At 36.8% G+C, this 14,529-nt stretch carries 10 protein-coding genes; 8 read left to right on the top strand and 2 right to left on the bottom strand.

The features are described from left to right. Positions 1–29 precede the first annotated feature (29 nt). Positions 30–662: a YigZ family protein gene (locus NST77_RS16110; protein ID WP_341123754.1), complete on the bottom strand. Its 633-nt coding sequence runs from the start codon at positions 660–662 to the stop codon at positions 30–32. Between the two features lie 544 nt (positions 663–1,206). On the opposite strand from NST77_RS16110, the gene NST77_RS16105 reads away from it, so the two are divergent. From NST77_RS16105 to NST77_RS16095, 3 genes are all read left to right on the top strand, one after another. Then, positions 1,207–2,346, top strand: coding sequence for a sensor histidine kinase (locus NST77_RS16105; RefSeq protein WP_095334302.1), 1,140 nt, complete (start codon positions 1,207–1,209; stop codon positions 2,344–2,346). A 170-nt stretch (positions 2,347–2,516) separates the two neighbouring features. Next, positions 2,517–3,203, top strand: coding sequence for a response regulator (locus NST77_RS16100; RefSeq protein ID WP_095334303.1), 687 nt, complete (start codon positions 2,517–2,519; stop codon positions 3,201–3,203). A gap of 317 nt (positions 3,204–3,520) precedes the next feature. Continuing rightward, positions 3,521–4,360 (top strand): DegV family protein, encoded by an 840-nt coding sequence (locus NST77_RS16095; RefSeq protein WP_095334304.1) that lies wholly within the window; start codon positions 3,521–3,523, stop codon positions 4,358–4,360. Between the two features lie 561 nt (positions 4,361–4,921). On the opposite strand, the gene NST77_RS16090 is transcribed toward NST77_RS16095, so the two are convergent. After that, entirely contained in the window at positions 4,922–5,878 is a 957-nt protein-coding gene (locus tag NST77_RS16090; protein WP_095334305.1) for a hypothetical protein, read from the bottom strand. Positions 5,879–6,344: 466 nt separating this feature from the next. Between NST77_RS16090 and NST77_RS16085 the strand changes: the two genes are divergently transcribed. The 5 genes from NST77_RS16085 (at position 6,345) to NST77_RS16065 (ending at position 14,511) form a co-directional block, all read left to right on the top strand. Beyond that, complete coding sequence (locus NST77_RS16085) at positions 6,345–7,844, top strand: DEAD/DEAH box helicase (protein WP_095334306.1); 1,500 nt, start codon at positions 6,345–6,347, stop codon at positions 7,842–7,844. After that, positions 7,841–8,533 carry a ComF family protein gene (locus tag NST77_RS16080; protein ID WP_095334307.1) on the top strand — a complete coding sequence of 231 codons (693 nt, stop codon included), beginning with the start codon at positions 7,841–7,843 and terminating at the stop codon, positions 8,531–8,533. Before NST77_RS16085 ends, NST77_RS16080 begins: the two co-directional genes overlap by 4 nt. A 13-nt stretch (positions 8,534–8,546) precedes the next feature. Then, a complete protein-coding gene (locus NST77_RS16075; protein ID WP_095334308.1) occupies positions 8,547–8,960 on the top strand; it encodes a TIGR03826 family flagellar region protein in 414 nt (137 codons plus the stop codon). 137 nt (positions 8,961–9,097) lie between these two features. Further along, on the top strand, positions 9,098–14,218 hold the full coding sequence (locus NST77_RS16070) for a hypothetical protein (protein WP_341123197.1): 5,121 nt from the start codon (positions 9,098–9,100) through the stop codon (positions 14,216–14,218). Next, the gene (locus NST77_RS16065; RefSeq protein WP_047944767.1) at positions 14,215–14,511 is read left to right on the top strand and encodes an EscU/YscU/HrcU family type III secretion system export apparatus switch protein; all 297 of its coding nucleotides are present in this window, start codon (positions 14,215–14,217) and stop codon (positions 14,509–14,511) included. The genes NST77_RS16070 and NST77_RS16065 overlap by 4 nt, the downstream gene beginning before the upstream one ends. Positions 14,512–14,529 lie beyond the last annotated feature (18 nt).

Genomic DNA, 14,529 nt, shown 5'->3' with positions numbered 1-14,529 from the left:
GGTATATTTTTGTATTAATTGTAAAAAATTCAAATGAGGGTTTCAGCGTACAAGGTGGCTTTTTCTTTTATAATACCTTGTCCATTCGTCAAGTCAGTTATCCAATCCTTATAAGTCTCCACCTCATCAGAATCTACAAAGACATCTATTTCGACATTTTCTAAATAATGGATATCTTTAATTTCATAGTTCTTTGAACGTAATTCATTTTCTATTTTACCAAGTAAGGGATACTCGATGGATACACTGATTATTTGCTTTAACTTTCTTTCGATAATACCGATATTTGCTAATCCTTCAGAGGTTGTTTTTCCATAAGCACGAATAAGCCCACCTGCACCAAGCTTAATCCCACCAAAGTAACGGGTAACAACGACTGTTATATCTTTCAGTCCTTTTTTCTTCAGGACCTCAAGAATTGGTACTCCTGCGGTGCCACTCGGTTCCCCATCATCGTTTGCTTTTTGAATTTGATCATGCTCTCCAATTAAGTAAGCAGAACAATTATGTGTTGCCTCTTTATGTTTTTTCTTGATTTCTCCTATGAAAGCCTGTGCTGCTTCTTCTGTTTCTGTTCGAGCGATATGAGCAATAAAGCGTGATTTTTGAATAATTAGTTCATATTCTCCGTAGCTAGGCACAGTAAGATAGGAAGGAAGCATATGGGCAGCTCCTTTCTTTGTGTCTCTTTCCACTAATATTGGTTTGTTCGTTATATAAGCTTTTTTTGTAACCATTTTCTATAAAAAAATAGTAGAAAATCGATAATTAGTCTTATTTCATTATAATTCGACATTGTTTATTGTTCAATTATTGTTCGCATTGTAATCAAATCTTAATATAGCGATTTAGCAAGCATGATATAATAAGTAAAACTCCATGCTCGAAAAGACCCGCTACATATGGTATGGGCTATATTTCATGGAGAGGCTTACGAGTCTTTGATTACAGGCGCCGTTATCTATCTATTTTCTTTTACTTTTTTTTTGGTTTAGAATAGGATAAGATTATATTATTGCATTTTTACATACTTTTTCACAGTAATTCTTGATGTTAATAGGTCTTCGGACATGGTTTTATATAGGGGGATATATGTCTAAATAACGATTTTAATTTATTTTTCGATGAATTAAACATATTATTAACTTTCAAGCTAAAATAAGAATGGATGTTGGAAGGGTTTTAGCCTTTTTGGAGGAATTAAATATGTTGATAAGGAAATTTGACACAAAAACGTTAGATTATATTGTAGAACAAATGATTAAAACCGTTGGTTCAAGCAAAGATGAAATTTTTCGTATTGGAGAACAATGTCGACAAGATTATGAAACCCTTACCGAAGAATTAAAAGAAATGAAAGTTCTTGTATTAGAAACGATAGAAAAAGGAGACAAGCTAGAAATCCAGTCTCGGTTTGCCCGTAAACGCTTATCAGAAGTGAGTAAGCATTTTAATGAATACTCAGAAGCAGAAGTACGCGAAGCTTATGAAAGAGCACATACACTGCAAATGGATTTGAGCATGAATCGGCACCTAGAAAAGCAGTATCGAGAACGCCGCGATGATCTAGAGCGGCGATTGTTAGGGCTAGATGAAACAATTAAGCGGGCAGAACATCTGGTCACACAAATTTCTGTCGTGATGAATTATTTGGTTAGTGATTTAAAGCAAGTTGGCGAAGTAATCGAAGACGCCAAACAAAAGCAGGATTTCGGTCTGAAAATTATTGGTGCTCAGGAAGAAGAGAAAAAAAGACTTTCTCGAGAAATACACGATGGTCCTGCACAAATGATGGCAAATGTAATGATGCGCTCTGACTTAGTGGAAAGAATATATAAAGAGCATGGGGCGAAAGAGGCCTTTGAAGAAATCAGAAATTTAAAAGTGATGGTACGAAGTGCATTATATGAGGTAAGACGAATTATTTATGATCTTCGTCCAATGGCTTTAGATGACCTAGGTCTTATTCCGACGCTAAAAAAATATTTGAAAACAACAGAAGAGTATCATGAATCAATTAAAATTGAGTTTGCCACCATCGGAAAAGAAACAAGACTTCCAAGCAAATATGAAGTTGCCATTTTTCGCTTAGTTCAAGAATCAGTCCAAAATGCTTTAAAGCATGCAGAAGCATCTAAAATCTCCGTAAAAGTAGAATTACGAATGGAGCAAGTTATCGTCTTAGTTAAGGATAATGGAAAAGGATTCGATAAGAATGAGAAAAAAGAAGAATCCTTTGGTTTAATTGGGATGAAAGAAAGAGTAGAACTACTGGATGGGGAATTAACCATTGATTCCAAACTTGGAGTTGGAACCATTATTATGATCAACGTTCCTATTAGATGATAAAAATGACTGTTTTCTAGAAGTATGTTATTTTAACCAAAATGATGTTTAACACTTTTGCGTTGAATGGAGTGGAGGATACTTGTCTGGATAGGAAAGCGAGAACTTCATTTTCCTACCAAAAATAACATTGGGACGAAAGCCTAAAGAAAATAAGGGAGGCGGAGCAGTTGACTACAAAGATAGTTATTATTGATGATCACCAATTATTTAGAGAAGGGGTAAAAAGAATTCTCGACTTCGAATCGAGTTTCGAAGTAGTAGCGGAAGGCGACGATGGTACACAAGCTATTCAGCTAATCGAAGAATACCAACCCGACGTAACAATCATGGATATTAATATGCCTACCATTAACGGTGTAGAGGCAACAAGACAATTACTAGAGAAATTTCCAGAGACAAAGGTTATTATCCTATCTATTCATGATGATGAAAATTACGTAACTCATGCCCTAAAAACTGGTGCGAGCGGTTATCTGCTTAAGGAAATGGATGCAGATGCTTTAGTTGAAGCAGTTAAAGTAGTAGCAGATGGAGGTTCTTATTTACACCCGAAAGTAACCCATAATCTCGTTAATGAATATCGCCGTTTAGCATTAGAGAATGCAAATTCGGATGAACATCATGTACAAGTAGTAGAAATAAGAAGACCATTGCATTTATTAACAAGACGTGAATGTGAGGTCTTACAGCTTCTTGCTGATGGAAAAAGTAACCGAGGAATCGGCGAGGCACTATTTATTAGTGAAAAAACGGTTAAAAACCATGTAAGTAATATTTTACAAAAAATGAATGTGAACGACCGTACACAAGCAGTAGTTGTTGCTATTAAAAACGGTTGGGTAGAAGTTCGTTAAGAAAAAAGGGGTTACCTAAATCACTTGTTGGTTTGAGGAAACTCCTTTTTTTAACGAATAGTTCTATTTTGGTGAAGTTGGTGTTTTCCTTGCGATTATATGAAAATGCGAAAGAATTAGAGGAAGTGATAGGGAAGAATTATTGCCATTCTAATCAACCTATAAAGTGAAAAATCTGTTATAATAGTTCCTTGCCATTTAAAATTCCATATAAATTCCTCTTTATGTGCATTATAATAGAATTAATAGATAATGCTAATAAACTTTTTTAGTTAAAATATGTATACAAAGAATAGATAAGGAAGGTAACTAATTGCATGAAAACAGCTATTGTTACAGATAGTACGGCCTATATTCCTAAAGAGGTGAGGGAGAAGTACAATATATATATGATCCCTTTGACAGTCTTCTTAGGGTCAGAAGTATATGAGGAGGAAAGAGAATTAACTGCATCTGAATTTTATGAAGCAGTTAGAAAGATGGACCTGCCTACTACTTCTCAACCAGCTATTGGAAAATTTGTAGAGCTATTTGAAGAACTATCTAAGAATTATGATGAAGTAATAAGTGTTCATTTATCAAGTGGAATCAGCGGCACTTATCAAGGAGCCATTACTGCTGGAGACATGGTCGAGGGCATTGAAGTATTTGCTTTTGATACAGAAATAAGCTGCATGGTTCAAGGCTTCTATGCAATAGAAGCAGCCAAATTAGTCCAACAAGGGAAAACCGCAGCAGAAATCATACCCATTCTGGACGAATTAAAACAAACAAGCAACGCTTATTTTATGGTAGATGATCTATCCAATCTCCAAAGAGGCGGCCGACTTTCCAGTGCTCAAGCAATCATCGGCAGTCTCCTGCAGGTAAAGCCATTGCTGCATTTTAAGGATAAAATAATCGTCCCATTTGAAAAAATCCGCACAAAAAAAAGAGCAATGAGGCGAATTGTCGAACTTCTCCGCGAAGAAACGAATGGAGGTAGCTACTACGCTGCCATCATCCACGGTAATCGTGAAGAAGAAGCAAAAGAATGGAAAGCAGAATTAGAACAAGAATTCCCCAATATCGAATTCTCTTTAAGCTACTTTGGTGCTGTTATTGGTACACACTTAGGAGAAGGATCAATGGGACTTGGCTGGATAAAGAAAAGATAATAAATGCTGTTTGGAATCCCCGTTCTTGGAAAAGAATCGGGATTTTTTTGTGGAAGTCGCAAGGAAAAATGAACGGGGAAGAGCGCCCCTTTTCATTCCTTCGTCATGACTAGCTTGTAAATCGTGTTAGTCAAGCATTTACAGCTTTGTATCCTCCCTTACTACATTCAGTCCAGTACCGCTGTAAGAACTTGACTAGGCTCAAGGTCCCTTCTTGATCCACAAGGTGGTATTTTTAAACTTCCCCTATCTTCCAAAATACCACCATTTTTTCTTCTCCGTATTCTCAGCTGCAGTAATCTCTTTACGAGCCACCAGCGTTTGGCTCATCGATTCTACGAGCAACCGGTACCTCTCTTATAAGCGCTTCTCTATGTATTCATGCTGATCAAGGATTTCTTCAATCAGCTGTTTATTAATCTCCATTTGTTGCTCTCGGAAGCTTTTGAAATCTTCCATTATGTAAAAACCCGTAAACGTTGTTAAATCAACGTTTACGGGTTTTGGGGGTGTTCCCAAACTTTGATTTGGAAACGTTATTTTGTATGGTGTTGTATATTATTATAATAATTTTTTCCAATAATCTGCAATGCGCTCAAAAGTTTTTGCTGTTTTCTCTTTAACGAAGTTATTTGCTGCTTCGTAGTCTTTATCTTGTTTAGAAATACCTTTTGTAACAAACTTCGATAGCTCATCCTGCAATTTAGCAATGAGGACATCAACATCTGATTTATTTTGAAGCATTCCGAATTTTTCTTTATAACCTTCAATCATTTTGGAAATTTCTGCTTCTGTATAAGTGATTTTGCCTAGTTTATTTGTAATCGATAAATTATTTTTTTGTTTGGCATTTAAAGAAGATGCATCCATATGTCGTGTTTCATAAATCTTCGCACGCCCTTGATAAAATTTTTCTTCGATTGACTTATAACTCAATACACGTTTTTCATTTCGCTTTGTGTACTGTTCAATCAATTGGTGAAAGCCCTCTTTCGCATCGCCTGTAACATATTTCTCACTAAATAGTTGTAATGCAGCTGTTGAAGAGGCAAGTTCTAATTGTGCCTCAGCAGAAGTTAATTGCTGTGTAATAGGTTTGCTTCCAGATTTTATATCTCGGCCTTTTGGTGTAGCAATATCTAAATTATCTAAGCCATCCGTTATATCTACAAGTAGATTTTCAATTTCTTCAATATCCTTCGCATTCTTCCCATCAAAGATACCATTATCATTTAAATATTGACTGAAAATAAGCCATTGGTCTCGCGGACGATATGAAAAAATATCAGATGGGTCCTCTACTTGCTGAGCAAACATTTGTGCAATTTCTTCATCTGTCGCTGCTTTTAGGTGTTTGATTTCATCAGAGAATCTTAAAGTAAAAGCTTTTCCGTCACGCTCTACTTCAATTTCCTTTTTCCCACCTAGTGGCTGCCCCGTTAGTACATCTGTATTGGTCGATACTTGTTGCTTAAATTGTTCTTTTACTGCTCCTTCAAACAAAAGATTAATTTGCATAACGACACTCCTTTTTTATTACCAGTTAATATAAAAACTGAAAATTGGTATTATATTTTATATCGACTAACGATAAAAAATTTAAATTATGTAGTTACCAAATTGCAGTTTAGTAAACAAAAGCAACTGGTTTTATTCACTAGTCCTTTTTTATCAAATAGGCAGGAATTCAAATGGCAGTATAGAATAAATTCAGTATAAAAAAGAAAGGAAGTGAGCAGTTAATCGTAAACCAATTGAATATCCATATCGAGCGCTCCACTTAGAGGCCTTGCTCTCGAGCAATAGAGCTCATCATCCTAATATTCCATTTATCAACGGAAGTTGGCAGGATACAGGGGGGAAAAGGACGTGGATTCCACTTTGTTTTTTGCCAGGTGATGAATACTTTATTCCGCATGATTAACGCCTATGGGACGAAAACATTTTTTCTAAATTGATGTAAATCAGAACTAGGAGGAAAATAATGCGTTTTTATCAAAAGGACAATATATTACTCCCAACGAAAAGTAATTCCCCTCACTCTTTCCGAATCTCAAATGCTTCCCAAAACCAACTGATAACGCCGTCGCTTAATAGAGCTTATCCATTTAATCCACAACTCCAAGCCACGCTCCAAGGTAAAGCTTTACTACTAGCTGAACTCCCCTTCTCTGAACAAGAAATCCAAACACATTACGAAAATGGTTATTGCTCATATAGGAAAGGTGTGGAGAAAAAAGCACGCAATAAATATATTTGCATGCGTTGTGGCAATGAAAATCAGGAGTTATTTGCTACTTTTCCCTGCGCGCGCTGTCAGGAACACTGCACTTATTGTCGAAATTGCATCATGATGGGGAGAATAAGTGAATGTACCCCATTAATTACATGGCACGGACCAGAACGAGATCAAGAAACATCAAAGATCACTTTACAATGGAGCGGCAGGCTTTCGCAAGGACAGCAAGTGGCATCAGAGAAAATGGAGCATATTATCGAGGTACAATCGGAGCTCCTTATCTGGGCCGTTTGCGGCGCTGGGAAAACGGAGATTCTTTTTAAAGGAATTGAAAAAGCACTGCGAGATAATCAACGTGTATGTATTGCTACTCCTCGTACAGATGTTGTCCTCGAGTTGGCTCCGCGACTGCAGGAAGTTTTTCCGGAAATAAAGGTACTGCCTGTTTATGGTGGTAGTGAAGAACGTCATCAGTATAGTCCGCTAACCATTAGCACGACTCACCAACTTTTCCGGTTCCACCAAGCCTTTGACCTCATTATTTTGGATGAAATGGATGCATTTCCATATTCCGTCGATAAATCGCTTCAATACGCTGTGCAAAAAGCTAGGAAAGAACAATCGACACTTATTTATTTAACGGCGACTCCCAATAAAGGCTGGCAAGAAAAGTGCAAGCATAACAAAATACACTCTGTGACTATTCCAGCACGCTTTCATCAATATCCGTTGCCTGTTCCAGATTTTCAATGGTGTGGGAATTGGGAAAAGGGCTTGAAAAAGGATAAGCTGCCTGTCATGCTAGTTGATTGGATTCGAAAACGGGTTCCACACAATAAACCAATGCTTTTATTCGTGCCGAAAATTTATTATATGGAAAAAGTAAAAAAGCTGTTGCAGCCAATTGTTGATACGATTGAAACAGTTCATGCCGAAGATCCTGATCGAAAGGAAAAGGTACTAAAAATGCGTAATAAAGAAGTAAATTTGCTTGTTACCACAACGATTTTAGAAAGGGGCGTCACTTTTCCAAATGTAGATGTTGCAGTGTTAGGAGCAGAAAATCGGATTTTCACAGAGAGTGCCCTTGTACAGATTGCGGGAAGAGTAGGGAGGAAAAAGGAATTTCCAGATGGAACGATTACTTTTTTTCATTATGGAAAAACAAATAATATGGTATTAGCACGAAAGCAAATTAAGAGTAGCAATCAGGAGGCAAGAGAGAAGGGGATGCTTCTATTATGATTTGTGTGATTTGTTTAGCACCAGTTATACCGGAATTTAATTGGACCTATCTTTTCTCAAAAGAACCAGAATGTTATTTATGTGCCAGTTGTAAAGAGAAGTTAGCAGTAATAAAGGGAGATACTTGCCGAACTTGTGGCCGATCTCTGCAGTTGCTGGAATCTGTTCATATTAAGGATGGTATGTGCCATGATTGTCAAAAGTGGGAGGGCGTAGAGGAATGGAAAGGAATACTGCAATCCAACCAATCGTTATTTTTGTACAATGATTTTTTGAAAGAAACGATTGCACGGTTTAAATATAGAGGGGACTATCAAATTGCTGCAGCTTTCGTTTCATTTTTACCGAAGGATTTCGGAAAAAATAAAGTGGTGATGCCCATTCCATTAAGTGACGAACGTTTGTACGAAAGAGGCTTTAATCAAGTAGAGGCAGTTCTCTTTTATGCAAAAGTTCCTTACGTAAATGGTCTTGTGCGCACACATAGTGAAAAACAATCGAAAAAAACACGGAAACAACGATTACAGATAGAAAATATTTTTAAAATAGAGCAGAAAGAGGCTGTTATTGCTCAAGATATTGTTCTGGTGGACGATATATATACTACAGGTGCAACGTTACGAAATGCAGCGAAAGTGCTAAAGGAAGCGGGAGCAAAGTCCATCACTTCCTTTACGATTGCAAGATGAGGAGGAATCATAGATGGCTGAACTAGGGAATTGCCCAAACTGTGGCGATATATATGTGTTAAATAACATTCGAGATGTGTGTTTGAAATGCTATAAACAAGAAGAAGCAGATTATGAAAAAGTATACCAATATATTCGCAAAAAGCAGAATCGCACAGCACAGATGGATGATGTGGTCGAAGCAACTGGTGTAGAAAGAACGTTGATTTATAAATTTATTAAAAAAGGCAGAATCAAGCTTGCCCAATTCCCTAATCTTGGATATCCTTGTGCCAAGTGTGGAACGATTATTCGCGAAGGGAAGCTGTGTCATTCTTGTTTATCAGGAATACAGAATGATCTCAATGTGATGGAAAAAGAAGAAGAACGAAAAAGAGAAATTGAAGAACGAAATAAATCAGCCTATCGAGTATTAGATAAAAGGTAGAATAATTAAAAAAGTTTAATAGAATTATTTTTCTATTAAACTTTTTTAATTAAATTTTACCATTTTTCTTGAATAAATAAAGTTAGAAAGCATTGGGCCGATATAGTAAGAAGAATGTATTTTATGGGAGTGTTATTATGCAAATATCTAATAAAACCCAACTATCCAATGTAACAACCAATGAAAAACAATTAGAGCTTTTAAAAAATGAAACATATAATGCCCAAATTAAATCTCGGATTTCAGAAACTGAAGCGGTTGTCCAAATTAAAGGAAAAGACTTTAATGTGAAATTTGAAGAAACGATTCCCAAGGAAAATCGAGTTTCTGTCCAAATTAGTGATATGGATGGTGGTGAAATAAAAGTTAAAACAAACACCACTAAAACTCCTGACTTACCATCGAATCCTTCATCAGAGAAAATGATAGAAGATATGAGTATTTCAGAAAAAAGTAAAAATGAATTAAGAATGGCAACGGCTATTTTAGGAAAAAAGACTACTATAAATAGAGATATATTAGTTCAGTTAAATGCATTTTTGGAAGATGAAACAGGGACAATAGAAGAAAAATTAGTTTCAATACGTGCTCTGGCAAGCAAAAATCTAGAGATATCAGCAGTTAATTTACGTTCTATTCATGCAGCAGTTAATGGAGAGCCTTTAAATGATATCATTACAAAAATAGCTAATGCGATAGACCCTAATTTTCAAAAAAATTTATCGGAAAATCAAGTAGAACATCATAATACAGTCTATGCTTTAAAAAATGAAACTAGTTCAAAACCAAATAATGCTTTGAGTAAATTAATAAGTGAATTATCTTCTTCAATCGAAACGGAAGCGGATATTCAGAAAGGAATAGAGCTATTACGTACAAAAATAAGCGAAAATCCACGGATATCGAAAGAGCATATAAAAAGTATTACACAAGCTATACAAGATTCTGAAAAACTGCAATCGATAGCCAAAACTAAAATAATGGATGTATTGACTAATATAAAAACAGGAAATTTACAAGAGTCTGCTACGGAATTGAATAAAGTAAAAGACCAAATAAAGCAAGAGCCAAATCTACAAAAAGCGATCCAAACGGTAAAAGAAACGATAGTCAACAATCCGAAAATGCCGCCGGAAGTGGTTAAACAAGTAGAACAGGCAGTAAGAGAGGCAGCAATAAGTCAGCGTTTAGGCCAAGAAAGTGCTGGCCGCGAGAAATTAGTACAAGCAATCACAAAAGCGGAACAAGAAGTAACGGCCCAACCATCCAAACCAACAGACCAAAGCAAAGCCGTGCAAAATCAATTGACTCAAACGAAAGATCAAATAAAACAAGAGCCAAACCTACAAAAAGCCATCCAAACGGTAAAAGAAACGATAGTCAACAATCCGAAAATGCCGCCGGAAGTAGTAAAACAGGTAGAACAGGCAGTAAGAGAAGCGACAATAAGCCAGCGTTTAGGCCAAGAAAGTGCAGGACGCGAGAAATTAGTGCAAGCAATCACAAAAGCGGAACAAGAAGTAACGGCCCAACAAACCAAACCAATATCAACAGACCAAAGCAAAGCCGTGCAAGATCAATTGAACCAAACGAAAGACCAAATAAAGCAAGAGCCAAATCTACAAAAAGCGATCCAAACGGTAAAAGAAACGATAGTCAACAATCCGAAAATGCCGCCGGAAGTGGTTAAACAAGTAGAACAGGCAGTAAGAGAAGCAGCAATAAGCCAGCGTTTAGGCCAGGAAAGTGCGGGCAGAGAGAAGCTTGTGCAGGCATTGACTCGTGCAGAACAAGAAGTAACGGCCCAGCAAGCTAAACCAATAGCAACAGATAAAGCCGTGCAAGATCAATTAACTCAAACGAAAGACCAAATAAAGCAAGAGCCAAACCTGCAAAAGGCAATCCAAACGGTAAAAGAAACGATAACCAATAATCCAAAAATGCCGCCGGAAGTAGTAAAACAAGTAGAACAGGCAGTAAGAGAAGCGACAATAAGCCAGCGTTTAGGCCAAGAAAGTGCGGGCAGAGAGAAGCTTGTGCAGGCATTGACTCGTGCTGAACAAGAAGTAACGGCCCAACCATCCAAACCTATAGACCAAGGCAAAGCAGTACAAGATCAATTGAACCAAACGAAAGAACAAATAAAGCAAGAGCCAAACCTACAAAAGGCAATCCAAACGGTAAAAGAAACGATAGTCAACAATCCGAAAATGCCGCCGGAAGTAGTAAAACAGGTAGAACAGGCAGTAAGAGAAGCGACAATAAGCCAGCGTTTAGGCCAAGAAAGTGCAGGACGCGAGAAATTAGTGCAAGCAATCACAAAAGCGGAACAAGAAGTAACGGCCCAACAAACCAAACCAATATCAACAGACCAAAGCAAAGCCGTGCAAGATCAATTGAACCAAACGAAAGACCAAATAAAGCAAGAGCCAAACCTACAAAAAGCTATCCAAACGGTAAAAGAAACGATAATCAATAATCCGAAAATGCCGCCGGAAGTGGTTAAACAAGTAGAACAGGCAGTAAGAGAAGCAACGATAAGCCAGCGTTTAGGCCAAGAGAGTGCGGGCAGAGAGAAATTAGTACAAGCAATCACAAAAGCGGAACAAGAAGTAACGGCCCAACCATCCAAACCAATATCAACAGACCAAAGCAAAGCCGTGCAAGATCAATTGAACCAAACGAAAGACCAAATAAAGCAAGAGCCAAATCTACAAAAAGCGATCCAAACGGTAAAAGAAACGATAGTCAACAATCCGAAAATGCCGCCGGAAGTGGTTAAACAAGTAGAACAGGCAGTAAGAGAAGCGACAATAAGCCAGCGTTTAGGCCAAGAAAGTGCTGGCCGCGAGAAATTAGTACAAGCAGTCACAAAGGCCGAACAAGAAATAACAGCCCAACCATCCAAACCTATAGACCAAGGCAAAGCCGTGCAAGATCAATTGAACCAAACGAAAGACCAAATAAAGCAAGAGCCAAATCTACAAAAAGCGATCCAAACGGTAAAAGAAACGATAGTCAACAATCCGAAAATGCCGCCGGAAGTAGTAAAACAGGTAGAACAGGCAGTAAGAGAAGCGACAATAAGCCAGCGTTTAGGCCAAGAAAGTGCAGGACGCGAGAAATTAGTGCAAGCAATCACAAAAGCGGAACAAGAAGTAACGGCCCAACAAACCAAACCAATATCAACAGACCAAAGCAAAGCCGTGCAAGATCAATTGAACCAAACGAAAGAACAAATAAAGCAAGAGCCAAATCTACAAAAAGCGATTCAAACGGTAAAAGAAACGATAATCAATAATCCGAAAATGCCGCCGGAAGTGGTTAAACAAGTAGAACAGGCAGTAAGAGAAGCAACGATAAGTCAGCGTTTAGGCCAAGAAAATGCTGGCCGCGAGAAATTAGTACAAGCACTCACAAAAGCGGAACAAGAAATAACAGCCCAACAAACCAAACCAATATCAACAGACCAAAGCAAAGCAGTACAAGATCAATTGAACCAAACGAAAGACCAAATAAAGCAAGAGTCAAACCTACAAAAAGCGATCCAAACGGTAAAAGAAACGATAACCAATAATCCAAAAATGCCGCCGGAAGTGGTTAAACAAGTAGAACAGATTCTTAACCAAGCAGATCAATTAAATGTAGCGTCCAAAGAGCGTATAAAAACTGCTCTTAATCAGGTTATCGATATGGATAATGCAAAAATTCCTAATGAAAAGAGTCCAGTTCAACAAAATGAGAGCAATAGAGAAGCTGCTAGGGCTAACGCGACAACTCAATTACAGTTGGATAGTATCAAACAAGCTGTTAAACAAATACAGAAGGAGCCTATTTTAGAAAAGGCACTGCATGATTTAAAGTCTGAGCTTGGTAAAAATGAAAACTTAAGTCCAGATAAAAAAGAAAAGATAGAAAAAGCAATTAATACTTCATTAGAGTTAAGTAGTAAAGGCAGAGAGATGGCATCTAGACAAAATATTTCTAAAGCTTTACAAGAAGTAGAAACAGCAATACAACAGGAAAATAAAAATTATGTAGAAGATAGTTCTCCAAAACAAGTGGAGATGGAAGAGAAACGATGGGATAGTCAGTTACAAGCCATGGGCATCTCATCAAAGGATATATTGGTAACAAAAATATCGCAAAAATTAGCAGAGGCAACACATGAGTTTAGAGATATAAAGAGAGAAATCTATCGGAATTTAGATAATGCACAAAAATTAATGGAAAAATATAAAGATTCAAGTATTCCGCAAGCATCCAAAATAATTGAAAGTACAATCGCTAAATTAGATCAAACAATTTTAAAAAGTGATTTAATGTTATATGCCGATATGCGTACCGAAAAACGATTACTCCAGGCAAGCTCACAATTAGCGGAGGCAAAAAAATATCTTTCTAATGGAAATACTGCCAAAGCAACTGAAATTGTTTCAGAGGTGAAGAAGATGGTTGAGAGTATTCAATATAAGCCATCTGAACAAAAAATTGTCCACTATGTTTCAAAAAATAGTGCGTTATTAGAAGAAGTATCTCCATTGAAAAGTTTGGTAAAACAATCTGAAGATATGGGGAGGAATTATATATTAGAAGGAGAAGAGCCTTCTTCACGACAAATGTATGAAAAAATCCGCTCATTCGGTTTAAATCGAGAGAGCGATGTAGCAAATAAACTTGTTTCAAGCCATACACCAACTAAAGAACAAGAAGATAATCTAAAGACAACATTATTGAAATTGGCAAGCAGTGAAAATTTAGGTGATGAAACAGTTAGCAGGCAGGCGGAACAGGCATTAAACAATATTAATGGTCAACAATTATTAAATAAGCAAGATTCATCTAGCCAATTGCAAAGCATGTTCTTTAATTTACCCATGCTGTTAGGCGAGAAAAATGAGAATATACAAGTATTTATCAATTCAAAATCAAAAGGAGAGCAGGTAGATTGGGAAAATTGCAATCTTTACTTTCTTTTAGAAACGAAGAAATTAGGGGATGTTGGAATTTTATTAAATGCGACAGATCGCAATCTATCTATCACCGTAAAAAATGATTCAGCAGATTTTGAAAAGAAAATGTCGCCGCTATCTAAAATTGCGGTAGATCGTTTACAAGAGATTGGTTATCAAGTTCAAAATATCCAATTTACGCATCTTACGAATCCTTCAGCTGAAGCAATAGAGAAAAAAGAGAATAAAAGGCTTGCAAGCGTTAATGAATTCATACAAGAGAAAGGAGTTAACTTACAAATATGAGCATGACAAGATATTATAATCAAAAAAATCGTTTTGAAAGAAATGGGCCAGTTGCAGCAGTATTAAAATATGACGATAAAAGTACTGCCCCTTCCGTTGTTGCACAAGGAAAGGGAGCAGTTGCTCAACAAATAATAGAATTGGCCCAAAAAAATAATATCCATATGCAAGAAGACTCCTCTCTTGTCGCAAATCTATTAGATATGGACTTAGGAGATAGTATTCCTCCTCAATTATATTCAGTAATAGCAGAAATTCTTCTATTAATTGAAGAAATGAATAAAAAATATTAAAGAAATTAAAAGTTGTTC

The organism is Niallia sp. FSL W8-0177 (assembly GCF_038006285.1).
GTDB classification, from domain to species: Bacteria; Bacillota; Bacilli; order Bacillales; family Cytobacillaceae; genus Niallia; species Niallia circulans_A.
The sequence above is the reverse complement of the archived record's forward strand: the minus strand, read 5'-3'. Positions and strand labels throughout refer to the sequence as shown.

Coding starts and splice junctions, on each gene's coding strand:
- NST77_RS16070 (WP_341123197.1), top strand. CDS start 9,098: ATGCAAATATCTAATAAAACCCAACTATCCAATGTAACAACCAATGAA.
- NST77_RS16105 (WP_095334302.1), top strand. CDS start 1,207: ATGTTGATAAGGAAATTTGACACAAAAACGTTAGATTATATTGTAGAA.
- NST77_RS16085 (WP_095334306.1), top strand. CDS start 6,345: ATGCGTTTTTATCAAAAGGACAATATATTACTCCCAACGAAAAGTAAT.
- NST77_RS16110 (WP_341123754.1), bottom strand. CDS start 662: ATGCTTCCTTCCTATCTTACTGTGCCTAGCTACGGAGAATATGAACTA.
- NST77_RS16075 (WP_095334308.1), top strand. CDS start 8,547: ATGGCTGAACTAGGGAATTGCCCAAACTGTGGCGATATATATGTGTTA.
- NST77_RS16090 (WP_095334305.1), bottom strand. CDS start 5,878: ATGCAAATTAATCTTTTGTTTGAAGGAGCAGTAAAAGAACAATTTAAG.
- NST77_RS16095 (WP_095334304.1), top strand. CDS start 3,521: ATGAAAACAGCTATTGTTACAGATAGTACGGCCTATATTCCTAAAGAG.
- NST77_RS16080 (WP_095334307.1), top strand. CDS start 7,841: ATGATTTGTGTGATTTGTTTAGCACCAGTTATACCGGAATTTAATTGG.
- NST77_RS16065 (WP_047944767.1), top strand. CDS start 14,215: ATGAGCATGACAAGATATTATAATCAAAAAAATCGTTTTGAAAGAAAT.